At 71.2% G+C, this 23,562-nt stretch carries 20 protein-coding genes; 7 read left to right on the top strand and 13 right to left on the bottom strand.

The features are described 5' to 3' along the window. Positions 1 to 445: 445 nt before the first annotated feature. The 3 genes from ACIQD6_RS19265 to ACIQD6_RS19255 all read right to left on the bottom strand — a co-directional run bounded on the left by ACIQD6_RS19265 (position 446) and on the right by ACIQD6_RS19255 (position 3,503). Positions 446 to 1,726 carry an HRDC domain-containing protein gene (locus tag ACIQD6_RS19265; RefSeq protein WP_401884050.1) on the bottom strand — a complete coding sequence of 427 codons (1,281 nt, stop codon included), beginning with the start codon at positions 1,724 to 1,726 and terminating at the stop codon, positions 446 to 448. Positions 1,727 to 1,802: 76 nt separating this feature from the next. Further along, positions 1,803 to 2,462: a LuxR C-terminal-related transcriptional regulator gene (locus tag ACIQD6_RS19260; protein ID WP_401884048.1), complete on the bottom strand. Its 660-nt coding sequence runs from the start codon at positions 2,460 to 2,462 to the stop codon at positions 1,803 to 1,805. Positions 2,463 to 2,813: 351 nt separating this feature from the next. After that, positions 2,814 to 3,503 (bottom strand): DUF3000 domain-containing protein, encoded by a 690-nt coding sequence (locus ACIQD6_RS19255; RefSeq protein WP_401884046.1) that lies wholly within the window; start codon positions 3,501 to 3,503, stop codon positions 2,814 to 2,816. 91 nt (positions 3,504 to 3,594) lie between these two features. Here ACIQD6_RS19255 and hemE point away from each other — a divergent pair, with 91 nt between their 5' ends. Next, positions 3,595 to 4,659 (top strand): uroporphyrinogen decarboxylase, encoded by a 1,065-nt coding sequence (hemE, locus tag ACIQD6_RS19250; protein WP_401884044.1) that lies wholly within the window; start codon positions 3,595 to 3,597, stop codon positions 4,657 to 4,659. A 186-nt stretch (positions 4,660 to 4,845) separates the two neighbouring features. On the opposite strand, the gene ACIQD6_RS19245 is transcribed toward hemE, so the two are convergent. Beyond that, a complete protein-coding gene (locus tag ACIQD6_RS19245; protein WP_401884042.1) occupies positions 4,846 to 6,234 on the bottom strand; it encodes an FAD-dependent oxidoreductase in 1,389 nt (462 codons plus the stop codon). Positions 6,235 to 6,321: 87 nt separating this feature from the next. Further along, on the bottom strand, positions 6,322 to 7,278 hold the full coding sequence (locus tag ACIQD6_RS19240) for a DUF4349 domain-containing protein (RefSeq protein ID WP_401884041.1): 957 nt from the start codon (positions 7,276 to 7,278) through the stop codon (positions 6,322 to 6,324). Between the two features lie 199 nt (positions 7,279 to 7,477). Here ACIQD6_RS19240 and hemG point away from each other — a divergent pair, with 199 nt between their 5' ends. Then, positions 7,478 to 8,971 carry a protoporphyrinogen oxidase gene (gene hemG, locus ACIQD6_RS19235; protein ID WP_401884040.1) on the top strand — a complete coding sequence of 498 codons (1,494 nt, stop codon included), beginning with the start codon at positions 7,478 to 7,480 and terminating at the stop codon, positions 8,969 to 8,971. Positions 8,972 to 8,975: 4 nt separating this feature from the next. Continuing rightward, positions 8,976 to 9,692, top strand: a complete 717-nt coding sequence (hemQ, locus tag ACIQD6_RS19230; RefSeq protein ID WP_401884038.1) for a hydrogen peroxide-dependent heme synthase — start codon at positions 8,976 to 8,978, stop codon at positions 9,690 to 9,692. Between the two features lie 369 nt (positions 9,693 to 10,061). Here hemQ and ACIQD6_RS19225 read toward each other — a convergent pair whose 3' ends face one another. Together ACIQD6_RS19225 and ACIQD6_RS19220 are read right to left on the bottom strand one after the other, a co-directional pair. Beyond that, positions 10,062 to 11,681, bottom strand: a complete 1,620-nt coding sequence (locus ACIQD6_RS19225; RefSeq protein ID WP_401884036.1) for a VWA domain-containing protein — start codon at positions 11,679 to 11,681, stop codon at positions 10,062 to 10,064. Positions 11,682 to 11,700: 19 nt separating this feature from the next. Then, a complete protein-coding gene (locus ACIQD6_RS19220) occupies positions 11,701 to 12,954 on the bottom strand; it encodes an AAA family ATPase (RefSeq protein ID WP_401884034.1) in 1,254 nt (417 codons plus the stop codon). A gap of 132 nt (positions 12,955 to 13,086) precedes the next feature. Here ACIQD6_RS19220 and ACIQD6_RS19215 point away from each other — a divergent pair, with 132 nt between their 5' ends. Next, entirely contained in the window at positions 13,087 to 13,494 is a 408-nt protein-coding gene (locus tag ACIQD6_RS19215; RefSeq protein WP_401884032.1) for a hypothetical protein, read from the top strand. 131 nt (positions 13,495 to 13,625) lie between these two features. On the opposite strand, the gene ACIQD6_RS19210 is transcribed toward ACIQD6_RS19215, so the two are convergent. The 5 genes from ACIQD6_RS19210 to ACIQD6_RS19190 form a co-directional block, all read right to left on the bottom strand. Beyond that, complete coding sequence (locus ACIQD6_RS19210; protein WP_401884030.1) at positions 13,626 to 15,320, bottom strand: alpha/beta hydrolase; 1,695 nt, start codon at positions 15,318 to 15,320, stop codon at positions 13,626 to 13,628. A 302-nt stretch (positions 15,321 to 15,622) separates the two neighbouring features. Beyond that, the gene (locus ACIQD6_RS19205) at positions 15,623 to 16,681 is read right to left on the bottom strand and encodes a TIGR04222 domain-containing membrane protein (RefSeq protein WP_401884028.1); all 1,059 of its coding nucleotides are present in this window, start codon (positions 16,679 to 16,681) and stop codon (positions 15,623 to 15,625) included. Between the two features lie 3 nt (positions 16,682 to 16,684). Then, complete coding sequence (locus ACIQD6_RS19200; protein WP_401884026.1) at positions 16,685 to 18,031, bottom strand: DUF692 domain-containing protein; 1,347 nt, start codon at positions 18,029 to 18,031, stop codon at positions 16,685 to 16,687. 214 nt (positions 18,032 to 18,245) lie between these two features. Next, positions 18,246 to 19,022, bottom strand: a complete 777-nt coding sequence (locus tag ACIQD6_RS19195) for a DUF4142 domain-containing protein (protein ID WP_401884024.1) — start codon at positions 19,020 to 19,022, stop codon at positions 18,246 to 18,248. A gap of 222 nt (positions 19,023 to 19,244) precedes the next feature. Continuing rightward, the gene (locus ACIQD6_RS19190; protein ID WP_401884022.1) at positions 19,245 to 19,871 is read right to left on the bottom strand and encodes a TetR/AcrR family transcriptional regulator; all 627 of its coding nucleotides are present in this window, start codon (positions 19,869 to 19,871) and stop codon (positions 19,245 to 19,247) included. A gap of 40 nt (positions 19,872 to 19,911) precedes the next feature. Here ACIQD6_RS19190 and ACIQD6_RS19185 point away from each other — a divergent pair, with 40 nt between their 5' ends. After that, on the top strand, positions 19,912 to 20,643 hold the full coding sequence (locus tag ACIQD6_RS19185; RefSeq protein WP_401884020.1) for a 2-oxoglutarate/malate transporter: 732 nt from the start codon (positions 19,912 to 19,914) through the stop codon (positions 20,641 to 20,643). Positions 20,644 to 20,722: 79 nt separating this feature from the next. Next, entirely contained in the window at positions 20,723 to 21,781 is a 1,059-nt protein-coding gene (locus ACIQD6_RS19180; RefSeq protein ID WP_401884018.1) for a hypothetical protein, read from the top strand. A gap of 58 nt (positions 21,782 to 21,839) precedes the next feature. On the opposite strand, the gene ACIQD6_RS19175 is transcribed toward ACIQD6_RS19180, so the two are convergent. Further along, positions 21,840 to 22,649 (bottom strand): peptidyl-tRNA hydrolase, encoded by an 810-nt coding sequence (locus ACIQD6_RS19175; RefSeq protein WP_401884433.1) that lies wholly within the window; start codon positions 22,647 to 22,649, stop codon positions 21,840 to 21,842. A gap of 173 nt (positions 22,650 to 22,822) precedes the next feature. Here ACIQD6_RS19175 and ACIQD6_RS19170 point away from each other — a divergent pair, with 173 nt between their 5' ends. Then, complete coding sequence (locus ACIQD6_RS19170) at positions 22,823 to 23,497, top strand: AIM24 family protein (protein ID WP_401884017.1); 675 nt, start codon at positions 22,823 to 22,825, stop codon at positions 23,495 to 23,497. The last annotated feature ends 65 nt before the right edge of the window (positions 23,498 to 23,562 follow it).

The following is a 23,562-nucleotide window of genomic DNA, read 5'->3' as shown; positions in this document are numbered from 1 at the left end:
CGCACCCACACCCCAACCTCAGCCCCCACCTCACCCCACCAGCCCGGGGCGGAGAGACCACCCCAGCCCCACACCACCGGGCCGGGGCAGAGATCCCCACCGAGGGCGGCCGTACGGAACCAGGAGGCGGCCCGCGGACGGGGATCCGGCGGGAGGGGGACGGGGTCGCAGGAGGTGACGTGTCCGGACGTAGAGCGTGATTTGTGCCGCACACCGGCCCGCACCCGACCACGAAACGTGCACGCGGCGTAAATCATGCAGTCCGGACATGCGCCTCCGGAGGCCGCGGCCCCCGCACCCACCACACACCGCACCCCGCCGGACGGCGCCCCGCACCGGCGACCACGACCACGGCCCACCGCCGGACGGCGCCCCGCACCCGCGACCACGGCCCCCCGCCGGGAGGCGAACCGCCGGGAGGCGAACCGCCGGACGGCGACACCGCTCAGGCCGACGAAGACGCCGACAACGCCCGAGTCAAAAGCGGCGCCACCTGTTCCACCTGCCACACCCGCGCCCCATGCGCACCCAGCGCCTCCGCCACGCTCGCCTCCGTCGGCTCCTGCGGCGGCTCCCAGCACACCCGCCGCACCGTGTCCGGCGTGATCAGGTTCTCCTGCGGCATGTTCAGCCGCTCCGCCAGCTCCGAGACCGCCGCGCGGGCCGCCGACAGCCGTGCGGCCGCGTCCGGGTCCTTGTCCGCCCAGGATCGCGGCGGCGGCGGGCCGGAGACCTGCTGGCCGGGCTGCGGCAGCTCGGTGTCCGGCAGTGCCCTGGCCCGGTCGACCGCAGCCTGCCACTGTTCCAGCTGGCGCCGCCCCATCCGGTGGCCGAAGCCGGGCAGTGCCATCAGCGCGTGCACGTTCACCGGCAGGGCCAGCGACGCCTCGATGATCGCCGTGTCGCTCAGCACCTTGCCGGGTGAGATGTCACGCCGCTGCGCGACCTTGTCGCGGGTGGTCCACAGTTCCCGTACGACGGCCATCTGACGGCGGCGCCGTACCTTGTGCATTCCGGACGTCCGGCGCCACGGGTCCTTGCGCGGCGGCGCGGGCGGGGCCGAGGCGATCGCGTCGAACTCCTGGTGGGCCCAGTCCAGCTTTCCCTGCCGGTCCAGCTCTTTCTCCAGTGCGTCCCGCAGGTCGACGAGCAGCTCGACGTCCAGTGCCGCGTAACGCAGCCAGGGTTCGGGGAGCGGGCGGGTCGACCAGTCGACGGCGGAGTGGCCTTTCTCCAGCGCGTAGCCGAGGACGTTCTCGACCATCGCGCCAAGGCCGACCCGGGGGAAGCCCGCCAGCCGGCCGGCCAGCTCCGTGTCGAAGAGCCGGGTGGGCATCATGCCTATTTCGCGCAGGCAGGGAAGATCCTGGGTGGCGGCGTGCAGGATCCACTCGGTGTCGGCGAGGACCTCACCGAGGCCGGAGAGGTCGGGGCAGCCGACCGGATCGACGAGCGCGGTGCCCGCGCCTTCGCGGCGGAGCTGGACGAGGTAGGCGCGTTGGCCGTACCGGTAGCCGGACGCGCGCTCGGCGTCGACGGCCACGGGGCCGGTGCCTGCGGCGAACGCCGCGATCACTTCGGCGAGCGCGTCATCGGTGGCGACCACCGGCGGAATGCCTTCGCGGGGCTCCAACAAGGGGATCGGCGCCGATTCGACGTCGTCCGGGGGAGCGCCCCCGGTGGTTCGCAGTGCTGGGTCTGCTGCGGTCTCTTGGGCGTCGGTCACCTGTCAAGGGTATCGGTGAACGGAAGGCGCCCGCCGACGGAACGTTCCGTCGGCGGGCGGTGGGGGTGAGAAGCGGTCAGTGGATGATGCCGGTACGGAGGGCCACGGCGACCATCCCCGCCCGGTCACCCGTGCCGAGCTTGCGCGCGATACGGGCGAGGTGGCTCTTGACGGTCAGTGCGGACAGCCCCATGGAGACGCCGATGGCCTTGTTGGACTGGCCTTCGGCAACGAGCCTGAGCACCTCGACCTCACGGCCGGAGAGCTCGCGGTAGCCGCCCGGGTGGCTCGGGGCGCCCGGGGGGCGGCGGTGCATCCGTGCTCCCGCGCCGATGGGGGCGGCGCCGGGGCGGGTGGGGTGGCCGATATTCGTACGTGTGCCGGTGACGACATATCCCTTGACGCCGCCCGCGAGGGCGTTGCGCACCGCGCCGATGTCATCGGCGGCGGAGAGGGCGAGGCCGTTGGGCCAGCCCGCGGCTCGGGTCTCGGACAGCAGGGTCAGCCCGGAACCGTCGGGCAGGTGGACGTCGGCAACGCAGATGTCGCGCGGGTTGCCGACGCGGGGGCGTGCCTCCGCGATGGACGACGCCTCGATGACGTCACGTACTCCAAGGGCCCACAAGTGGCGGGTGACGGTGGAGCGGACGCGTGGGTCGGCCACGACGACCATGGCCGTCGGCTTGTTCGGGCGGTAGGCGACCAGGCTTGCGGGCTGCTCGAGGAGAACGGACACCAGGCCTCCTGGGGAAGGTGCGGGACGCAGCCGGCTCGGGGGATGAAGCCGGGGCGATCCGTGCTTGAAGGGTCATTGACCTCTTCGGCAGCAACCTCGCCCGCCTTTAGAGAATGATCACGATTTGGTGAGTAACAATTCGGGCAATTAGGACGGGTGATCGAGCGCCCTACGGCTGGTCCCCACGGCGAGGGCGTACGGAGGGCGCGCTGTGGCGGTGCGTGAAGAGTCATCAGGGCGCCTGTGATGTCGAGGCGCGGCGCCCGGAACAGCCGGAATAGCCAGAACAGCGGGAACAGCCGGAGCAGGGGAAGCCGGAACGCCGCGCCGGGGTCGCGGAGCGTGGGTGCTTCAGCGGGCCTGGGGGCCGCGTCGTTGCGGCAGTGACACCACGCCCGCGGCCGGTCCCGGGTCGCCGGGCCCGGTGAGTGGCCCGGGAGCGGCCGGCGGCAGCCCCGCGACCTGGCAGAGCAGATCGCACCAGGCCGCCAGGTGTGCCGCCGCGTCGGGCACCGAGCCCAGGCCCTCGCGCGGCGTCCAGGACGCCCGGATCTCGATCTGTGTCGCGGGCCGGCGTTCCGACAGGCCGCCGAAGTAGTGCGATCCCGCGCGGGTGACGGTGCCGCTCGCCTCGCCGTACGACAGTCCGCGCGCTTCCAGCGCGCCCGTCAGCCAGGACCAGCACACGTCGGGCAGCAGCGGGTCGACGGCCATCTCCGGCTCCAGCTCCGCCCGTACGAGCGTCACCAGCCGAAAAGTGCCGTGCCAGGCGTCGTGCCCGGCCGGGTCGTGCAGCAGGATGAGCCGGCCGTCCGCGAGGTCGTCCTCGCCGTCGACGGCCGCCGCCTCCAGGGCGTACGCGTACGGCGCCAGCTTTTTCGGCGGCGGGGTCGGGTCGATCTCGATCTCGGGGCGCAGCCGCGCCGCCCGCAGTGCTTCGACCGCCGTCCGGAACGCGGACGGGACGGAGCCCCCCTCCGCGCTGCCCGTTCCCTCGGTGCCGTTGGAATGATCGGAAAACTGTCCCTGAGCCGCAGCCATGCGGGGAAGAGTAGGCGGAACGCGCGTCTCGCGCAGGGAGGGACACCCGGGCCGGGGCGGCTGCTTCCCCGTACATGCGAAGATTCTGGGCGTGAGCGCCATTGACCGCCCTTCGGGCCAGCAGACGAAGACGTACGAATCGGCCTTTATGAAGGCGTGCCGACGCGAACCGGTGCCGCACACGCCGGTCTGGTTCATGCGGCAGGCGGGGCGCTCGCTGCCGGAGTACCTGAAGGTGCGCGAGGGGATTCCGATGCTGGAGTCCTGCATGCGGCCCGAGTTGGTCACCGAGATCACGCTCCAGCCCGTACGGCGTCACAAGGTCGACGCCGCGATCTACTTCAGCGACATCGTCGTCCCGCTCAAGGCGATCGGTCTCGATCTCGACATCAAGCCGGGTGTCGGTCCCGTCGTCGCCGAGCCGATCCGCACGCGCGCCGATCTCGACCGGCTGCGCGACCTCACGCCGGAAGACGTCTGGTACGTCACCGAGGCGATCGGCATGCTGACGGCCGAGTTGGGGTCCACTCCGCTCATCGGGTTCGCCGGTGCGCCGTTCACCTTGGCGAGCTATCTCGTGGAGGGCGGCCCGTCCCGTAACCACGAGCACACCAAAGCGATGATGTACGGCGACCCGGAGCTGTGGGCGGACCTGCTCGACCGGCTCGCGGACATCACCGCCGCCTTCCTGAAGGTGCAGATCGAGGCGGGCGCGAGCGCGGTACAGCTCTTCGACTCCTGGGTGGGCGCGCTGGCCCCCGCCGACTACCGCGGTTCCGTCCTGCCGGCCTCGGCCAAGGTCTTCGACGCGGTCGCCCCGTACGGCGTGCCGCGTATCCACTTCGGCGTCGGTACGGGCGAGTTGCTCGGGCTGATGGGCGAGGCCGGCGCGGATGTCGTCGGTGTCGACTGGCGCGTGCCGCTGGACGGGGCGGCCCGCCGGGTCGGCCCCGGCAAGGCGCTCCAGGGCAACCTCGACCCGGCCGTTCTCTTCGCCCCGGCCGAAGTGGTCGAGGCCAAGGCCCAGGAGGTACTGGACGCGGCGGCCGGCCTGGAGGGCCATGTCTTCAACCTGGGTCACGGGGTGCTGCCGAGCATGGATCCGGACGCACTGAGCCGGCTCGTGGAGTACGTGCAGACGAAGACCGTCCGCTAGGGCCTCTCGTTTGGATCTTGCCGGGCTCGCGTGCCCTGGCACCGCGCCTCGCCGCGTTGTCGTCACTCCACGACGCTCCGCGTCGCCTCACTCCTCCGCCTTGCGATCCACGGCACCAGACCCCGCTCCCTGATCCGGCCTGATCCAAACGAAAGACCCTAGCCCCGAAGCCGCCGGGGAGGCGGGTCAGATCCCCGCCTCCCGCACCGCCGTCGTCGCCTTCCGCGCGGCGACCAGGACCGGGTCCCAGACCGGAGAGAACGGCGGGGCGTAGCCGAGGTCGAGTGTCGTCATCCGCTCCACCGTCATGCCGGCGGTCAGCGCGACCGCCGCGATGTCCACGCGCTTGGCGGCGCCCTCGCGGCCGACGATCTGGGCGCCCAGCAGTCGGCCCGTACGGCGCTCCGCGAGCATCTTCACCGTCATCAGGGCCGCGCCCGGGTAGTAGCCGGCGCTGTTGGTGGACTCGATGGTCGCGGTGACGAACTGGAGGCCCGCCCGGTGGGCGTCCTTCTCCCGCAGGCCCGTGCGGGCGATCTCCAGGTCGCAGACCTTGCTGACGGCCGTACCGACCACACCGGGGAAGGTCGCGTAGCCGCCGCCCACGTTCGCGCCGATGATCTGGCCGTGCTTGTTGGCGTGCGTGCCGAGCGCGATGTGGCGGGTGGTGCCCGAGACGACGTCGAGGACCTCGACGCAGTCGCCGCCCGCCCAGATGTTCTCGTGGCCGCGCACCCGCATCGAGAGATCGGTGAGCAGCCCTCCGTGCGGTCCGACGGGCAGTCCCGCGGCGCGGGCCAGGGTCGTCTCCGGTTCGACGCCGATGCCGAGCACGACGACATCGGCCGGATACTCGGCGTCCTCGGTGGCCACGGCTCGCACCCGGCCGTCCGCACCGGTGAGGATCCCGGTGACGGCGGCACCGCCCACGGTGGTGATGCCCATGCCGTCCATCGCCTCGTGGACCAGCCGCCCCATGCCGGGGTCGAGCGTGGCCATCGGCTGCGCGTCGCGGTGGACGACGCTGACCTCGTAGCCGCGCTTCAGCAGCGCCTCCGCCATCTCCACACCGATGTAGCCCGCGCCGACGACCACCGCTCGGCCGCGCTCCGTACCGGCGAGGGTGTCCAGCAGCGCCTGGCCGTCGTCGAGGTTCTGCACCCCGTGCACGCCCGGCGCGTCGATCCCGGGCAGCGCGGGCCGTACCGGGCGCGCACCCGTCGCGACGACCAGTTTGTCGAAGTGCGTCCAGCTCTCCGTACCGTTCCCCGTGCCGTTGGAGAGGTCGCGGGCGCGGACCCTGCCCGCCGGATCGATCTCCACGACTTCCGTGCGCATCCGCAGATCGATGGCGCGCTCGCGGTGCTCCCGCGGCGTACGGGCGATCAGGTCGTCGCGCGACGGTACGTCGCCGCCCACCCAGTACGGGATGCCGCACGCGGAGTACGAGGTGAAGTGGCCGCGCTCGAAGACGACGATCTCCAGCTCCTCCGGACCCTTCATCCGGCGGGCCTGCGATGCGGCGGACATGCCCGCCGCATCGCCGCCGATGACCACCAAGCGCTCTGCCGCCATTGCGCGTCCCCTCGGTCGTGTCCGCGTCGGTCATGTCCACGTTGGTCATGTCCGTGTCCGAAGGGAACGCTACGCGGGCGTCCGGGGTCAGTCCCGCCCGGCCGCGCTCTCGGCCGCCGGCCCCCCTTCGTCGGCCGTGACGGGCGTGGCCGACGGTGCGGCCCGTCGGCGCAGCCGGCCGCGTATCAGCCGCCACAGTAGGTAGAGCGCGGCCAGCGCGGCGGCGAACGGCACCACCGCGCCGAGTACCACGGTGATCCAGCGCAGGGTCGCGGTGAACGCGTCCCAGCCGCCGCCCAACGCGTCCAGGAACCCCGGGCCTTCGTTCTCCTGCTCCTCCTCCGAGGCCGGGGTCTCGGTGAGTTCGAGGGTGATGGTGGCCAGAGTGGTGCGGTCCTTGAGGGATGCCTGCTGGGCGAGCAGCGACTCCAGCGCCGACTGGCGGGTGCTCAACTCCCCTTCCAACGCCACCACATCGCTGAGATCGGTGGCCCGGTCCATCAACTTCCGTACGCGGTCCACGCTCACCCGCTGCGAGGCGACCCTGCTGTTCACGTCGACCACCTGGTCGGTGACGTCCTTGGCCTCGCTCTGGCGCGCTATCAGGGTGCCGGTGCCCGCCAGTTCGGCCAGGACCGAGTCGTACGAGTCCTGTGGCACGCGCAGCACGACGCTCGACATCACATGGTCGTCCTCGACCCGCTCGGTGGACTCGTTCTGCACGAGACCGCCGGCCTTCTCGGCCGCGTCACGTGCCGTGGTGAGCGCCTTCTGGGTGTTCTTGACACGCACGGTGAGCTGGGCGGTGCGGATCACATGGGTCCCGGCCGGTGCGGACGTCTCCGCCTTTTCCCCCTTGCCGCCGGGCGCCGCCGACGGGGCGCTGTCGGCCCCCGACCCGGCACTCGCGAGGCCCTCCTGCCGGTCCTGCGCCGGTTTCGCCGCGCCGTCCGACGCGGCGCTTCGTTCGCCGCTCGCGGAGCAACCCGCGAGCGCGAGTGAGGCGGTGAGAAGTGCTGCGGCAAGCGCCGGCATCGCACGCATGATGGCCCCCCTGGGACAGATCTCTTGCAATGGCGCCGGTTCGACGTGCGGGGCCCCTGTGCGGGTTGCTCATTTCCGGTTCCGAAGAGGTCACGGTCAGGACTCGGTACGGGAGTCGGCACGGGGCTCGGTAGGGGGCTCGGTACGGGAGCCGGCACGCGCCCCGGTCGGCCCGGCGCCGGTTTGAGAGAGTGGGGGCATGGAGTCGAGCGCGCAGCACGTGGACACGCATACGGGCCATGTCGTGGTCATCGGGGGCGGAATCGCCGGTCTCGCGGCCGCACACCGGCTGCTGGGCGCCGGGATCAGGGTGACCGTGCTGGAGGCCGGCGACCGGCTCGGCGGAAAGCTCCGGGTGGGGGAGATCGAGGGCGCTCCCGTGGACCTCGGCGCCGAATCGATGCTCGCGCGCCGCCCCGAGGCCGTCGATCTGGCCCACATCGTCGGGCTCGGCGAGCTGCTCCAGCCGCCCACCGCCACCACCGCCTCGGTCTGGACGCGCGGCGAGCTGCGGCCCATGCCCAAGGGCCATGTGATGGGCGTGCCCGGCGATCCCGCCGCCCTCGCCGGGCTGCTCTCCGCCGAGGGCCTCGCCCGGATCGCCCGTGAGCCGGAACTGGCCCCCACCGAGATCGGCGACGACGTCTCGGTCGGCGAGTACGTCGCGGAGCGCCTCGGCCGCGAGGTCGTCGACCGGCTGGTGGAGCCGCTGCTCGGCGGGGTCTACGCGGGCGACGCGTACCGCATCTCCATGAAGTCCGCCGTCCCGCAGCTCTTCGACGCCGCCAGGACCCACGGCTCACTGCTGGAGGGCGTCCGGGCGGTCCAGGCGAAGACGGCGGAAGCGGCGCGGCGGCAGCCTGCCGGCGCGGCCGGCGCCGTCTTCGCGGGCATCGAGGGCGGCGTGGGCCGGCTGCCCGGCGCCGTCGCGGACGCCGTACGGGCAGCGGGCGGCGAGATCCTCATGGAGACGCCCGTCCTCGGCCTCACCCGCCCCCACGGCCTTGAGGACACGGGCGGTGCCTCCGCCGCCGACGGCTGGCGGATCCGTACCGACCGGGGGATCCTGACGGCCGACGGCGTGGTCCTGGCGACCCCCGCGTGGTCCGCCTCCGCACTGCTCTCCGACGAGTCCCCGGCCGCCTCCGCCGAACTGGCCGAGGTCGAGTACGCCTCGATGGCCCTGGTGACGATGGCGTTCCGGCGCCGCGACCTCACCACGATCCCCGAGGGCAGCGGCTTCCTCGTACCGCCCGTCGACGGCCGCACGATCAAGGCGTCGACCTTCTCCACCCGTAAGTGGGGCTGGGTCGCGGACGCCGCGCCCGACCTCTTCGTCCTGCGTACCTCCATCGGCCGGTACGGAGACGAGGAGCGGCTGCACCACGACGACGCCGATCTCGTCGACGTCTCGCTGCGCGACCTCGGCGAGGCCGTCGGGCTCTCCGCGAGGCCGGTGGCGACCGAGGTGACCCGCTGGATCGCCGGTCTGCCGCAATACCCGGTCGGCCACCAGGAGCGCGTCGCCCGGGTCCGCGAGGCGGTCGCCAAGCTGCCCGGACTGCGGGTCTGCGGTGCGGCGTACGACGGCGTCGGCATCCCGGCCTGTATCGCGAGTGCGCGGCGGGCCGCCGACGAGATCATCGCCACGTCGACCCTGGCGCGGGGCACCGGCCGAGGCGCGGGAGAATAGCCCCATGACTGCTGCTCCAGAGAAGACCGCGAACGCGGGCAAGAAGGCCAAGGACCTCAACGAGGTCATCCGCTACACGCTGTGGTCCGTCTTCAAGCTGCGCGACGTGCTGCCCGAGGACCGGACCGGCTACGCGGACGAGGTCCAGGAGCTGTTCGACCAGCTCGGCGCCAAGGACATCACCGTACGCGGGACGTACGACGTGTCCGGGCTGCGCGCCGACGCCGACGTCATGATCTGGTGGCACGCGGAGACCGCGGACGAGCTCCAGGACGCGTACAACCGCTTCCGCCGCACCCGGCTCGGGCGGGCGCTGGAGCCGGTCTGGTCGAACATGGCGCTGCACCGTCCCGCCGAGTTCAACAAGTCGCACGTGCCGGCCTTCCTGGCCGACGAGTCGCCCCGCGACTATGTGAGCGTCTACCCCTTCGTGCGCTCGTACGACTGGTACCTGCTGCCCGACGAGGAGCGGCGCCACATGCTCGCGGACCACGGCAAGATGGCCCGCGGCTACCCGGACGTACGCGCCAACACCGTGGCGTCGTTCTCGCTCGGCGACTACGAGTGGATTCTGGCGTTCGAGGCCGACGAGCTGTACCGGATCGTCGACCTGATGCGCCATCTGCGGGCCTCCCAGGCACGGTTGTACGTGCGGGAAGAGGTCCCGTTCTACACCGGCCGTCGCAAGTCGGTGGCGGACCTCGTGGCGGGACTGGCGTAAGGACCGGTAAGGACCCGTAAGGACCCCCAAGCCCTCCGCGCTGGTGTGCACGCGGGCGGGTATCTGTGCGAGGCTGGAGGGATGTGGATTTGGTGACCGGGACCGCTCCGTACGAGCGAACCCGGCCATCCCGCCCGGAAGATCAGATGATCGTCGGCAGCTTCCAGCTGTTCGACCGGTCGTCCAGCGACACCGGGTTCGGCTCCGGGTTCCCATCGGCCGCCGGCTCGCGGAACGTGGCGACTTGCGGGGAAGAATCTCGTTCTTCCCCGTTCTGGCTCGTTCCGCGTCGATCGCGGCCGATGGAACCCGGGTCGATGCTCCCCCGAGAGCACACCCCACCTTGCCTGCGAGGTCGCTGAGACCGGGTCAGATCACGCGGAACAGGTCGGCGGCTGCGTGGACATCGGTGAGGTCGTCGATGGAGCGCAGGTTGTCGCACAGGGCCTCCAGGACCGAGCCGGCTTCGGCGGCGCGTGGGGCGCCGATGGCCACGCCGAAGACCCGGAAGCCCAGCAGGTGTTTGGCCTCGTTCCAGCCGCGCATCCATTCCTCGGTGACGCCGCATTCGTCGTCGGTGATCATCACGATGTCGCCTCGCGCGCGGGCCGCGTCGTTGAACTCCTCCTCCAGCAGTTCACCGGCCGCTGTCAGTGGCCTCTGGTAGCTGGTACCGCCGCCGAGGAAGGTCTCCGCGAAGTCGAGCACCCGGGCGATGCCGGCGGGCTCGCCGGCCGGGAAGCGGAAGATCTGGATCTTGTCGGCGGCGGAGAACAGGATGCCGACGAAGTCACGCTTGGCATGACGGGCCTGATCCAGCAGCGCCAGGGCGCAGGCCTTGGCCCACGCCTCCCGGGTGACTCCGCCGGGCCCTGCCTCGTACATGGAGTGCGAGGTGTCCACGCACGCGATGATGGCGCCCTGGCCGGTGGTCTGTTCTCCCTGGCTGTCGTAGAGCATCAGCTCCCCGGCGGCGTAGCGCGCGGCGAACACCGCACGCAGCTCGGGCAGGCCGAGGTTGGTCAGCTCGGAGGGGATGACGCGGGAGAGGTCGTTTCCGAGCGTGACGCCGACCAGCTCTCCGGTGGAGTTCTCCACCTTGCGGGCGCGCTCGCCGCCGGCCATCTGCCGGAAACGGCCGATCAGCCCGGCCCACTGCGCGAGACGGCTGGTGTGCAGCCGCTCCGCGAGCCGGGCACGCCGTTCGAAGGGCATCCGCTCCAACTCGCCGGGAGCGACGCCCCATGCCCGCATCAGCGCGGCCTCCTCCCGTACGGCCTCGGCGGCCTTCGCCGCCGCGTTCCGCGCGCCGGCACGGATGCCGGGGGCCGCCGCCGCGAGGGCCTGCGCGGCGTCCCGGGCGGCCTGCTGAGCGGCGGTGTCGACGGCCTTGGCGGCCTCGATCGCCTGTTGTACGGCGTCGGCGGCCGGGGCCGGTACGGTGCCGTCCTCGTCGGCCACGTCGGCGGCCTGCCGGAGCGCCTCGCCCACGGCGGTCGCCGCGTCGTCTGCGTCCTGCTGGGCCGTCTTCGCCCGCCCGGTCTGTTCCTGGGCATCCCGGGAGCCCTCCAGGATCCGGCGCAGCGCGGTGGCTTGGGCGAGCACGGCCATGGCGGCGGCGTACGGGTCGCCGACCGTCTCCCGGCGCAGCTCGGCGAACTCCACCGACTTCACCAGCGAGGTGATGACCTGATGGTTGACCAGCCGCGTGGGGTCCATCTCCGAGCGTTCGCGCAGCGGCGGGCCGACCTTGTAGGCGGCCAGGAACATGTCGGTCAGGAGGTCGGTGGTGCAGTCGTACCGCTTGTTCAACTCCTCGGCCAGCTCGCGCAGTCCGGCCGACTGCTCGTAGGTGTCGCGCCATGCGATCTTCTCGAACCGGTCCGCGACCACGGCCGCGGTGTGCCGCTCGGGAGCGGCGGCGGACAGGCCCAGCCACTTCCCGGCCGGGGCCGCCAGCTCGTTGAGCTTCCTCGGTGTGTTGCCCATGGTCCTGGTCCCCCGGTGTTCAGAGCTGGGCCTGCACCATGCTCGCGTCCATGCCGAGGGCCTCGGTGAGGACGCGGGCGCGGACGGCGCGCTGGCGGCCGGTGACGCGGTCGATGGCGGCGGTGGAGCGGCCGGCGCCCGCCGCCTCCCCACGCAGCTTCTCCAGCCGCTTTCCCGCCATGGCGAGCTTGTTGTGGGCCTTCTTGATGACCCACTCGCTGAGCGCCTCGCGGGACTGCCCGGCCATGGCGTCGAGCTGGGCCTCCAGCTCCTCGATCGCGTCGGCCAGGTCGAGAGCCTCCTTGGCGTCGGGGTTGACCAGTTGCAGCACCTCGCGCTCGACGGTCGGGCGCTCGGCCGGGGAGTCCCACAGCACGTGGGTCAGCACCGACAGGTCGGTCGCGGCGACCGCCGGGCGGCCGTCGAGGTACGCGGACGCCTGGAGCAGGCCCACCGCCTGGCGCCAGCGGCGGTCGGAGGCGACGAGTTCCTTGCGGCGCAGGGCGGCCCGCAGCGTGCACACCGCGTCCACGATCACGTCGGGGACCTCCACGGCCGGGACGGCTTCGGTCACGGCGTGCCGCAAGGCGGCCAGCTCGATGGTGGTCCGTGCCGGTGCCGCCGGGCGGCTGACGGCGGAGCGGACCAGTGCGGCGAAGTTCGAGGGGTCTGCCAGGTATCCGACCTCGATCCGCACCAGCAGCCGGTCGTAGATCGCGGCCGAATCCTCTCCGCCGGGCAGTTCGTTGCTCGCGGTGATGGCCCCGATCAGGGGGCAGCGGATCGGCTCGCCGCCGCTCTCGGGGTGGTATATCCGCTCGTTGAGGTAGCCCAACGTCTCGTTCAGCGCCGCCGTGGAGCACTTGAAAATCTCGTCGATGAACGCGACATGCGCGGTCGTGGCGCGGCCGTCGTAGACCTGGCGGTACTCGCCCCTGGCCAGTGCGGCGACATCGATGGGACCGAACATCCGTGTCGGCGCGGTGAACTTCGACAGAAGGATCTCCCAGTAGGCCGCCCCCTCGATTCTGCCCGTGAGCTCCCGGGCCATCTCGGACTTCGCCGTTCCTGGCGGGCCGAGCACCAACGAGTGCTGCCCGGCCAGCAGTGTCACCATCAGCGTCCGCACCACGTCGGCCCGCTCGTAGAAACGGTCCGACACCTCGTCACTGATCGCCCGCAGCTGTTCGGCCGTGTCCGGTGTATCCGGCGTGTCCGGCGCGTGCTTCGTGTCCGGCGCGTCCGGCGCGTTCTGCGTGTCCTGTGCGCTCATTTCAACTCCTTGCCTGTGACGCCCTGTTGGGCTGATGAGACGGCCCTGCGCCCTGAAGCTACGACGAAGTGACAAGTATCCGAGGAGACCTGGCGATCCGCCGATGTCAGTGGCGGCTGCGATGCTGGCGGCATGATTCCTTGGAACTTGCTGGTCATCGACAAAGCCCTGCGCGCCAGTTGGGCCGCCGACACCTGTTCCCCGGACGACCTGGCCCGCGCCGAGTGGCGGCCCGGAAACCCGGCGTGGGGTCACTGTGACATCACGGCTTTGATCGTCAACGACATCTTCGGTGGTGACCTCATGGTCGGGGAGGTCCACTGCGGCCGGGAGCAGCATGGGTTTCACTGGTGGAATCGGCTGCCCGGTGGCGTGGAGCTCGACCTGACCCGCGAGCAGTTCCACGACGGCCAGACCGTCACCGCGGCCCGTGTCGTCAAACGCCCGCCGGGGCCTCTGCCCCGGCGCTGGGAGGAGTACGTCCTCCTGCGTGAGCGTGTCACCGGACACTTCGGCCGGCTCCCCGAGCCTGCCGTCTGACCGCGCGTACGGGCCCCGCAGAGCACTGCGGGGCCCGTACTCCGGTTACCGGTGGTGGGTCACGGTTCCGGCGGCACGGCGTCGTTCGCGTGCGTGTGCCATGAGCCGCTGATCCCATCACGCCCCTACCGTCAGGACCGAGGAGCCGGATTGAGCTTTCTTTGCAGGTCGACAAGCCTGTTGGCGGATTTGGGCGCCGCCGGTTTCGGCTCCGGGTGTGGTGCGCACTCCGTGCGCCGCGCCGGTGCCTTTCCGCTCAGCAGGTAGTTCTCGACATACGTGGTGACGCAGGCGTTCCCGCCACCGGCGACCCCGTGCGTACCGGCGTTCCGTTCGGTCACCAGGGCCGATCCGGCGAGACGCCGGTGGAGTTCCAGCGCCCCCTCGTACGGTGTGGCGGCGTCGCGTTCGGCGGCCAGGATCAGTGTCGGGGGCAGCTCGCCCGGCCGGGTGCGGACATCCACCGGCTGCTGCCTGGGCGCGGGCCAGAAGGCGCACGGGAGATTCATCCAGGCGTTGTCCCAGGCCTCGAACGGCGCGATCCGGGCGAGTTCGGTGTTGTCGCGGTCCCAGTCCTTCCAGTCCGTCGGCCAGGGCGCGTCATTGCACTCGACCGCGGTGTAGACGGCGTTGCTGTTCTCGCTGTCGGCGGCTGCCGCCGGCTTCGGGGCGGCCTGGGAGATCAGCGGCTTGGGATTGCCCTTCAGGTACGCGGCGAGAGCGGAGGCGCGGCTCGCCCAGTAGTCGTCGTAGTAACCGGCCCCGAGCATCGCCGCCTGGAGCTGACCGGGCCCGACCTTCCCACCGGCCGGCTCACGCGCGACCCCGGCGCGGACCTTCTCGTAACTGCGTCGCACCGCCTCGGCGTTGGCGCCCAGACGGTACGTCTTGTTGTGTTTGGCGACCCAGGTAAGGAAGTCGCCCCAGCGCCGCTCGAACGCGATCGACTGGTCCATGTTGTTGCCGTACCAGATCTGCCGCGGGTCCGGGTTGACCGCGGAGTCGAAGACCATCCGGCGTACGTGGGACGGGAAGAGCTTCGCGTAGAGCGCGCCGAAGTACGTTCCGTACGACGCGCCCATGAAGGTCAGCTTCCGCTCGCCGAGCGCCGCGCGCAGCACATCCAGATCGCGGGCGTTGTTGAGCGAGTTGTAGTGGGGGAGCGCGGCGCCGGCGTTACGGGCACAGCCCAGGGCGTACGCCTTGGCCTCGGCGATCCGCTCCCGTTTGTAGGACTCGGAGGGGTGCACCGGGGACTGAGTGGGGGCCTTGGCGAAATCCGCCGGGTTCTCGCAGGAGAGCGGGGCGGAGCGGCCGACTCCACGAGGGGCGTAACCGACGAGGTCGTACGCCCTGGCGATCCGCTTCCACCCGGGGAGCTTGGCGGCCAGCGGGAAGTACATGCCTGAGGCCCCGGGGCCGCCGGGGTTGAAGACCAGGGCTCCCTGCCGTTGGCCGGCCTTTCCGCTCCCGCGGACGCGGCTGACGGTGAGGCTGATCTTCCGGCCGTCGGGCTCGGCGTAGTCGAGCGGGACCTGGACCTTGCCGCAGGTGATGGGGGCGGGCAGGCTCTCGGCCTTGGGACAGGCGCCGAAGGTGATGCCGGCGCCGGTGGCGCGTGCGACGGCACGGATGACGCCGTGGGCCTCGGCAGGGGTGGTGTGCCTGGTGCCGGCGCTCCCGGCTGTGGCGCTCCGGGCGGTGACGTTCTGGAGAGTCGCGTTGCCCCTGGTGACATCGGCGCCGTCGGCGGGGGCGACGACGAGGGTCGACAGGACCAGGGAGCCGAGGGTCGTCAGAGCCCCGTACTTCACTACTGCTCTCATCGCGTTCCCTTCGTGCGAGCGGCTGGGGGTCAACCGCACGCCGAAGGGTCGGCAGAGGGGCAGGGCTTCGCAAGGACTTGTGCGCGGTGTCGAGGGCAATGACCCCGGTGCGCCGTGCGGCCACCCGGGAGGGCCTCCGGGGGTGCGGGACGGGACGGACTGTGCAGGTGGGGCCGCCGGCGGGGCGGAACCTGACAGCGGGGCGTTACGGCGGGTCGTACGGGCGGCTTCCCCGGCGGAGCGTCACCTGGGCCAACGCCCCTCCGGCGGGCGGGTGTTCAGGAACCCCCGCGGGCGGGTGTTCAGGAACCCCCGCCTCCGCCGCCACAACTGCTTCCTCCTCCGCCACCGCCCCCGCCGCAGCTGCTGCCACTGCTCCCCCCGCAGCTGCTGCCACTGCTTCCCCCACAGCCGCTGCCGCCGGCCGAACCTCCCCCGCTTCCTCCTCCGCCTCCGCAGGAGCCGGCGCCGCATCCCGACCCGGCCCCGCCGCACCCCGTACCGGAACCGGGCTGCGCGCCGGAGCACCACGCCACCGCCGCGGCGGCCGTGTGCGGTGCCGGTACGTAGTCCCGCCCCGGCCGCAGCCGCGCGGCCACCCGCAACTGCTCCCGCAGCAAGGGGTCCGGTATTCCCGCGAGACCGTGCGCCGCGACCAGCTGGGCGACCGAGGGCTGCGTCAACGGCGGCTGACCCGCCGGCAGCGAGGCTCCGGACGGAACTCCGGCCTGGAAGTTCAGCAGCGCCCGCCGTCCGCCGTGGGTGACGCGATGCCGCGCGGCCGACGCGCAGTTCGCGCCGAAGAGTCCGCCCACGAACAGGATCGGCAGAACAGAGAAGGCGAGCGGGCCGCTGCCGCCGGGAGGGCTGCCGATGGCGACCACGATGGACAGGAGGACCGCCACCGGCAGGGAGATGAAGCAGACCGCCGCCTGGATGACGCCCCATTTGCGCACCGTACGGCACTCGGCCGGTGCCACCAGCAGCCCACGGGCCGCGAGAACGTCGCCCACCTGCTGGACGGCCCAGCCCCGCATCACCGCGAGACGCAGCGCGTGCAGGGCGCCATTGGGCGCCGCGGCATGCTCCTGGAGCACCAGCTGTTCCACCGGGTGGTGGGCGACCGCCCGCTGCACGGCGACGATGCCCGGCCCGCCGACGGTCAGCCGTCCGTCCGCGTGCATCCCGGCGATCGCGGCGTCCGCGACCCGGCCCGGACCGCCACCGAGGAACGCGGCCTCCATCGCGTCATGGATGGCACTGCCCGAGCCCCGGCTGCGCAACTGCCTCACGGAGACCAGCAGCAGGACGGTCGAGACCGCGACGCCCAGATGGACCAGCAGAACGAGAGCGAGCGTCATGCGTCACCTCCTGCCCAGCGCCGCGCGCGCCACTCGGACGAGGCGGGTCGCCCGGCGGGGCGGACGCGCTCCGGCGCGCTCCTCCCACCAGAGCGTCAGCCGACGACGGGCCGCGGATCGCTCGGGCCGCCCGTCGATCAGCAGATGCTCGGCGAAGTCGAGCGCGTCGCGCCGGTATCCGGCACTCATGGGACGGTGCGCGGCGTACGCGAGGAACGCCGGGCGGTATCCGTCGCCGAGGATCTCCGGCAGTTCCGGTGCCACCTTGGCGATCACGTCGGCGCGCTTGGCGGCGAGGGCACGGCTCTGTACGGCCAGGCGCCTGGAGTCGAATCCCGGCGGTACGGGTGCGCCGGCGACCAGGGCGGAGAGAAGGGCGGTCTCGGCGAGGGCAAGACGCTCGCGGGCGGCGTCGGTGATTCCGGTCACGGTCGCGGGCTCTGTCACCACCCCGGTCTCCGTTCCGGTGTTCGGCTCGGCGCCGGGCGTCGGCCCGGGAGCCGCGGTGGCCCGTCCCGCGGTGGCCGTGATCGTCTCGCGGATCACGGCCAGTTCACCCGCGAGCTCCGCCGCCGGCGGGAAGTCGTCGTCGCGCTCCAGCAGTACGCCCGGCGGGGCGACCCGCGAGCGCAGCTCCGTCAGCACATCGAGTACGGGCCGTGTGACCGGGTGGGCGTGGGTGTCGTGCCAGACGCCGTCGCGCTCGATGCCGCCCGCGACATGGACGTACGCGATGGCCTCGACCGGCAGTTCGTCCAGGGCCTTCGCCGGGTCCTCGCCGCGGTTCACGTGATTGGTGTGCAAATTGGCGACGTCGATCAGCAGCCGGACGCCGGTGCGCTCGACCAGCTCCGCGAGGAACTGTCCCTCGCTCATCTCCTCGTCGGGCCAGGAGATCAGCGCGGCGATGTTCTCCACGGCGAGCGGCACGGGCAGGGAGTCCTGGGCGATCCGTACGTTCTCGCAGAGCACGCGCAGCGCGTCCCAGGTTCGCGGGACAGGGAGCAGGTGACCGGCTTCCAGTACGGGCGACCCGGTGAGCGCGCCACCGGCCCGTACGAATGCGATGTGCTCGGTGACCAGTGGTGACCCGAGGGCCTCGGCTCGCTCGGAGAGGTCCCTCAGGCGCTGTGCGTCCGGGCGGTCCGCGCCGCCGAGGCCGAGCGAGACCCCGTGCGGGACGACGGTGACACCGCGCTCGCCGAGGCGCAGGAGGGAATCGGGCAGGTGGCCGGGGCAGAGGTTCTCCGCGACGGCTTCGACCCAGTCGATCCCGGGCAGCGCTTCGACCGCGTCGGCGATCTCCGGCCGCCAGCCGATGCCGATCCCCAGCTGTGGCGTGTCGTTCAAGGCTCCCCCTCTACGGTCTCCTCGGCGCCTGTCACGTCGTGGTGCTTGGGGTCATGACCCCGACAGGCGCCGGTGAATCCGCAGAGGGAGACGTTCAGAGCTTGATTTGAGGTTCCATCGAGCTTGAGCTGTGTTTTTCTGAGCTGTGTGTTCTGAGCTGTCGGAGTCGCGGTCCCGGGAGTCTCCCGGGACCGCGGAGTGTCCGCGACCGGCCCTATGTGGTCTCCGGGTCCGGCCGGTTGGTGTTGACCGCCGTCGGGGCGCCCGGCTGGGTGGAGGGCTCGGAGGTGAAGTTCCCGTTACCGGTCGGCTCGACGGCCTTCGGCGCGGGCGGCAGGTTGCCGTTGGGCGGCGGCGGACCGGTCGGGCTGGCCGTCGCGCCGCCCGCGGCTTCGTTGGCGAGACCGTCGAAGTCGACCATGCCGGTGGCCTCGAGCATCGTGATGTGGTCCAGCACGGTCTGGTTGGTGTCCGAGGCCAGCTGCCGGATGAGCGTGTTCCGGGTGGTGTGACGTACCTGGGCGATCAGGGCGAAGACCTTGCCGTGCGCGTTGCGCAGCAGATTGGCGAACTTCCTCTCGTACTCCTGGCCGCTGGCCGCCGAGAGCTCCCTGAGCCAGCCCTGCTGCTGTTCGTTCGGCTGGTTCGGCAGCTGGACACCGAGCTTCGCCGCCACGTTACGGGCCCGCTTGTCGAGGTCGGTATGGCCGACGACAAGGTGGTCACCGCAGTCCTTGATGGCCTTGGTGGGGGCCCGTTCGATGGCCTGCTGCCCGGCCGGCAGCTCCCAGAGTCCGGCCAGCCGCACCTTGACCAGGAAGTCCCGGTCGGTCGCGGAGAGCGGGCCCCACTGCGTCGCCACCGAGGAGGCGTTGAGGTTGGCCTGGCCCGTACCGGAACGGTCGGCGTAGGACCAGACGGGGAAGGCCAGCGCCCCGACTGTGACGGCCAATGCCGCGATGATGAGCGCCGTACCGTTGATGCGTCGCAACAATGTGCTGCCTCCCGAACCGAATTGTGACACCGCTGAATCAACCGCTGACCGAAGGGCCGTTCAACTTACTTGGCGGCACGGGGAGATACGTACGACGGAGCCGGAGCGTTCAGCTCCCCGGCGACGGATGATCAACTGACGGTGGACCTCAGCAGTTCTGGCGGCTCTGTCGTGACGGCTGCGCCGGAGAGACGGCCCCCGTCGAGGCCGGACAGCCGGCTAACTCAAGAGCTCGCGGACCAGTGTCTGCCCCCACCACTCCTCAACGCGACCGGGCAGCCAGCCACGTTCGGTGGTGAGTGTGGTGTAGACGTCGATGGTGCAGATGGCCGCGTAGATGTCGACGGCCGTCGGCAGATCCAGGCCGGGGCGAAGGGTGCCGGCCGGCCAGGACGCGAAGACCTGAACCCGGGTTTCGTCGCCCCGCTCGCGACCGTCACGGTAAGCCGTGGCGAGCTCGGGTTCGCTGCGGCCCGCTTCGCGGATCAGCGTGATGACGTCGCCCGCACGCTCGAACAGCCGCCGGTCATAGCCGGCCATCGCCCTCAGCTGGCGCCGGGGGTCCGCCGCCGCGGCCTCCAGTTCCGCGAGCATCTGCGGCGCGTCGGCGGACAGGTCGGCCGAATCGGCCACGGCCCGGGTCAGTCCGGTCTTGTTGCCGTACGTCGCGTAGACGGTGGGCACGGAGACCCCCGCCTCGCGCGCCACATCTCGGACGGTCGTGCCCGCCCAGCCCCGGGCGTCGAAGAGCCGGCGCGCGGCGTCGGCGATCCCGGCCCGGGTCTCCAGCGCCTGTGTCGTCCGGCGCAGTGAGTCGTAGCGACGTCGGCCCTGCTCCTCGTTCATGCCTTGACCTTCCCGATTTTACGCTGCTTATAATGAATATATGTCACACCAAGTCAAGTTGACCACCAGCGGTTTCTCCCGGCTCGGCGGCATGGCCGCCATCGGCTTCGCCGCCATGATCACCCTCGGTAACGTGATCATGGTGCCCGCCGGTATGCCCCTCACCGGCGCGGAGGCCGGTGAGGTCACCGAGTTCTTCTCCACGCAAGGCACCGCCGTCGGCATCGGAAGCGCGCTCGCACCCGGTGCCTGGATCCTGGCCACCTTGTTCGGCGCGGGAGCGTTCGTCGCGTTACGGCGGTCCGAGCACGGCCGAGGCGAGGCTTGGTCGCTGCTCGGACTCGCCGGCCTGGTCCTTCAGAACGTCACCTTCGCCGGGGTCGTCGCGATCCGCCTCGCGCTGACCTCGACAGCCCCGCACGACCCCTCCGCGACCGCGGGATTGTGGGCGCTGCACGATGCGGTCTTCACCCTCAACGGAACCTTTCTGGCGCTTGCCCTCCTCGGCCTGTCCGTCGGCGGCCTGCGCACCGGTCTGACCCGGCCCTGGCACACCTGCTTGGGGCTGCTCGCCGCCGTACTGCAGTTCAGTTCGGCCACCCTCGCCCACTGGGTCATCGACAACGGCGGGGCCATGGGCCTCCTCGGCCTCGTCGGCTGGCTGCTGTGGGTCGTCTGGATCGTCGGGTACGGCATCACCCTCATCCGACGGAACCCGATCGTCCCGGTCCGGAGGTTCACCCATGACCGGACGAGCGCTGCGCCCGCCTGAACCGCGAGCGAGCAGATGCCGGCCAACGCCTGGGCACTTCGGCCAGGCCAAGTCAGTGCCTCGCCACATAATCACGCCCATGCGTATAACCGAGCACGCACTCAAACAGGCATGGCACCAGATGGCCGGACGCTCCGACCTGCTCGACGATGCCATGCTCCCGCCCATCGGCACATCACCCGACCAGTACGAACAGCGCGCGGGCCTCACCGGTGGCCTCTTATTGGTCCTGGAAGACGACGGCACCGTGCGCGGCAACCTCAGCCGTTACCGGGAGGTCTTCGCCACCCAAGACCTCGACCAGGTGCTGTACTTCGCCGCCGAAGAAGTCGTCCACCGTCTCGCCGAGCACATTGCGGCCCGCTCCCTCGGCCACGGCCCGGTCACCAACGTGGTCACCGGGCAGGCCGAGATGCTGCACGAGATCAACCCCGCGTGGGGAAGAAGATTCCGCAGCGGTGGCATGGACGGTACAGAGACGGCACAGCCGTGCGGACATGACCCGTTGGAACGCTTCGCCTGGATCGCCGGCACCTGGCATGAGCAGGACCCCTACACCCACCTTGCCTTCTTCCGCGGCGACGGCATCAGCGCCGAACAGATCGCCGTGCTTCATGGAGCCGACCCCGAGCAGACCGCCACCGGGACACGTCTGTCCGACCTGCGCAGCATGGACGGCACCGCCCGCGACTACTGGGAAACAGTCTGGAAGACCTTCTGCTTCGGGCAGGCGGGCGACTGGGCGTTTCTGATGTACCACGAGACACCCCCCGGAACCCGGGGCGACAGTACGGCTCTCTCCCGGCTCGGAGTCACAGAAACCGTGCGGCTGGGCGCGTTCCCGGCAAGGGGCATGTACACCTTCGACCACACGCGTGACGGCCACCGCATCGACGACGACTGGGGGACCCTGGAACTGATCGGGTACAAGCGGGGCCGCGCCCCCTACTACCGGGGCGGTCAGCTCGACTTCCTCAACCAGGCCCTGCGCCGCGCCGAGCTGGACCACCCCGAACTGACCGGCGAGTTCGAACTGTACTTCCACGCTCTGGACACCGCGCTCGGCCTTCAACTGCCTCGGCAGGACATCCAGGAAGGAACGGTCCGGGCCGCGCAGTGGGCACACGGCAACCACTGAGTGCCGAGGCACCTGCACGCCCCCGTCGCTTCCGCGCCGGGCGCCGGAAGTCGCCCGCCTACGGCCGTCGTTCGCGCGGGAGAGGGCAGAAGCCGGTGCCCCCTTCGACCGCGACGGTCTCCCCGGGAGCGATCTCCGTGAAGCCGGCGTCGTGGACCACCGGCAGGCCGCCGGCCGTGAGTTCGCGCCAGCGGTGGGCGTCGGCCGTGCGTACGGCGAGTGGGAATCCGGCCTCGCGCCAGGCCTTGCGGTCGGTCTCCGACAGTTCCCACCAGGCGAGTTGGGCGCCGTGGCCGACCTGGGCCATGGTTTTGCCCGCCGACATGTCCAGCTCGGGGTTCAGCCACAGGACGGGGTGGGCCGGGTCCGGTGCGGGCGGTGGTTCGGGGTCGGCCAGATCGGTGCCCGAGACCTGGAGCTTGGCCAGATCCTTGGGCCAGCCGTCGAGCGGGACGGGTGGAAAGACGCGTACCTCGGCGGGCGGTACCGACGTCTGTGCCGGTGCCGGTGCCGGTTCCGCGTCTGTGGCGGGTTCGCTGTCGCTGGTTGCGGTTGCGGTTGCGGTTGCGGTTGCGGTTGCGGTTGCGGGTCCGGTGACCGTGAGGCCCGGGAGCGCCGTGGCGCGGCGCCACTCCGCGCCACGCGCCCGCCGTACGACCTTGCGGATCTGGGCGTCCTGCCAGTCGCGCATGGCCTGGGCCCACTCGCCCTCGCCCAGCGACCGTTCGTCGGAGAGCATGACGAGCACCGCGCGGGCCGCGGTCTCCAGGGCGTCGGTACGGGCGGGAGGGGAGGCCTTCTCGATCCGGACCACCAGCGGCAGTACGTACTGCCGAGCGGCGTCGCGGGAGGCCTGCTCGTGCCGCAAGGGCCGGGAGGCGCTGTCAGGGCTGCCGCCGTCGTCCGCGCGGTCAGGGCGCTTCGTCTCGTTCGTATCGCTGGTGTCGCTGCTCACGGCTCCAGTCTGCCAGCCGTACCGTCTCGTTTTCTTGGCCGAACCTTTCTTGGCGGAAGGCAGGCCTCCGGGCGACGATGCACGGCATGAAGAGCGATCTTTTCTCCACGGAACACATGGCGCAGGCGGCGACCGTCCCCGGCATGACCCTGCAGAACACCAAATCGATCAAGTACGCCGTGAACGGCGAGATGTACGCACGGCAGGGATCCATGGTCGCCTACCGCGGCGGCCTCCAGTTCGAGCGCAAGGGCCAGGGCATCGGCGGCATGCTCAAGCGGGCCGTCACGGGAGAGGGGCTGCCGCTGATGGCCGTCAAGGGGCAGGGCGAGGCCTGGTTCGCGCACGAGGCCGCCAACTGCTTCATCGTCGACATAGAGCAGGGCGACGCGCTCACGATCAACGGCCGCAACGTGCTCTGCTTCGACGCGACCCTCTCGTACGAGATCAAGACGGTGAAGGGCGCCGGAATGACCGGTGGCGGCCTCTTCAACAGCGTCTTCACCGGGCAAGGGAAGCTCGGCGTCATCTGTGAGGGCACCCCCATCGTCATCCCCGTCAGCGGGCAGGCGCCGGTGTACGTCGACACGGACGCGCTCGTCGGGTGGAGCGCGCACCTCAGCACCTCGCTGCACCGCTCACAGTCCGTCGGCTCGATGATCCGAGGGGGTTCGGGCGAGGCCGTCCAACTCATGCTCCAGGGGGAGGGCTTCGTGATCGTCCGGCCGAGCGAGGCCACTCCGCAGAAGGCCTCCGCGTAACCGAACCTCCGGGTAACCGAACCGCCCCGGGCGCCGAACTGCCCCGGAAGCCCATTTGACCCGGG

This window comes from Streptomyces sp. NPDC088400 (genome assembly GCF_044753355.1).
Taxonomy (GTDB): Bacteria; Actinomycetota; Actinomycetes; order Streptomycetales; family Streptomycetaceae; genus Streptomyces.
Note: the sequence above shows the minus strand (reverse complement) of the source record. Positions and strands in the feature narration are given on the sequence as shown.

Excerpts from the sequence above, each read along its gene's own strand:
- ACIQD6_RS19255 (WP_401884046.1), bottom strand. The coding sequence starts at position 3,503 with ATGGCTGCGGCTCAGGGACAGTTTTCCGATCATTCCAACGGCACCGAG.
- ACIQD6_RS19245 (WP_401884042.1), bottom strand. The coding sequence starts at position 6,234 with ATGGCGGCAGAGCGCTTGGTGGTCATCGGCGGCGATGCGGCGGGCATG.
- ACIQD6_RS19240 (WP_401884041.1), bottom strand. The coding sequence starts at position 7,278 with ATGCGTGCGATGCCGGCGCTTGCCGCAGCACTTCTCACCGCCTCACTC.
- hemG (WP_401884040.1), top strand. The coding sequence starts at position 7,478 with ATGGAGTCGAGCGCGCAGCACGTGGACACGCATACGGGCCATGTCGTG.
- hemQ (WP_401884038.1), top strand. The coding sequence starts at position 8,976 with ATGACTGCTGCTCCAGAGAAGACCGCGAACGCGGGCAAGAAGGCCAAG.
- ACIQD6_RS19225 (WP_401884036.1), bottom strand. The coding sequence starts at position 11,681 with ATGGGCAACACACCGAGGAAGCTCAACGAGCTGGCGGCCCCGGCCGGG.
- ACIQD6_RS19220 (WP_401884034.1), bottom strand. The coding sequence starts at position 12,954 with ATGAGCGCACAGGACACGCAGAACGCGCCGGACGCGCCGGACACGAAG.
- ACIQD6_RS19215 (WP_401884032.1), top strand. The coding sequence starts at position 13,087 with ATGATTCCTTGGAACTTGCTGGTCATCGACAAAGCCCTGCGCGCCAGT.
- ACIQD6_RS19210 (WP_401884030.1), bottom strand. The coding sequence starts at position 15,320 with ATGAGAGCAGTAGTGAAGTACGGGGCTCTGACGACCCTCGGCTCCCTG.
- ACIQD6_RS19205 (WP_401884028.1), bottom strand. The coding sequence starts at position 16,681 with ATGACGCTCGCTCTCGTTCTGCTGGTCCATCTGGGCGTCGCGGTCTCG.
- ACIQD6_RS19190 (WP_401884022.1), bottom strand. The coding sequence starts at position 19,871 with ATGAACGAGGAGCAGGGCCGACGTCGCTACGACTCACTGCGCCGGACG.
- ACIQD6_RS19185 (WP_401884020.1), top strand. The coding sequence starts at position 19,912 with ATGTCACACCAAGTCAAGTTGACCACCAGCGGTTTCTCCCGGCTCGGC.
- ACIQD6_RS19180 (WP_401884018.1), top strand. The coding sequence starts at position 20,723 with ATGCGTATAACCGAGCACGCACTCAAACAGGCATGGCACCAGATGGCC.
- ACIQD6_RS19170 (WP_401884017.1), top strand. The coding sequence starts at position 22,823 with ATGAAGAGCGATCTTTTCTCCACGGAACACATGGCGCAGGCGGCGACC.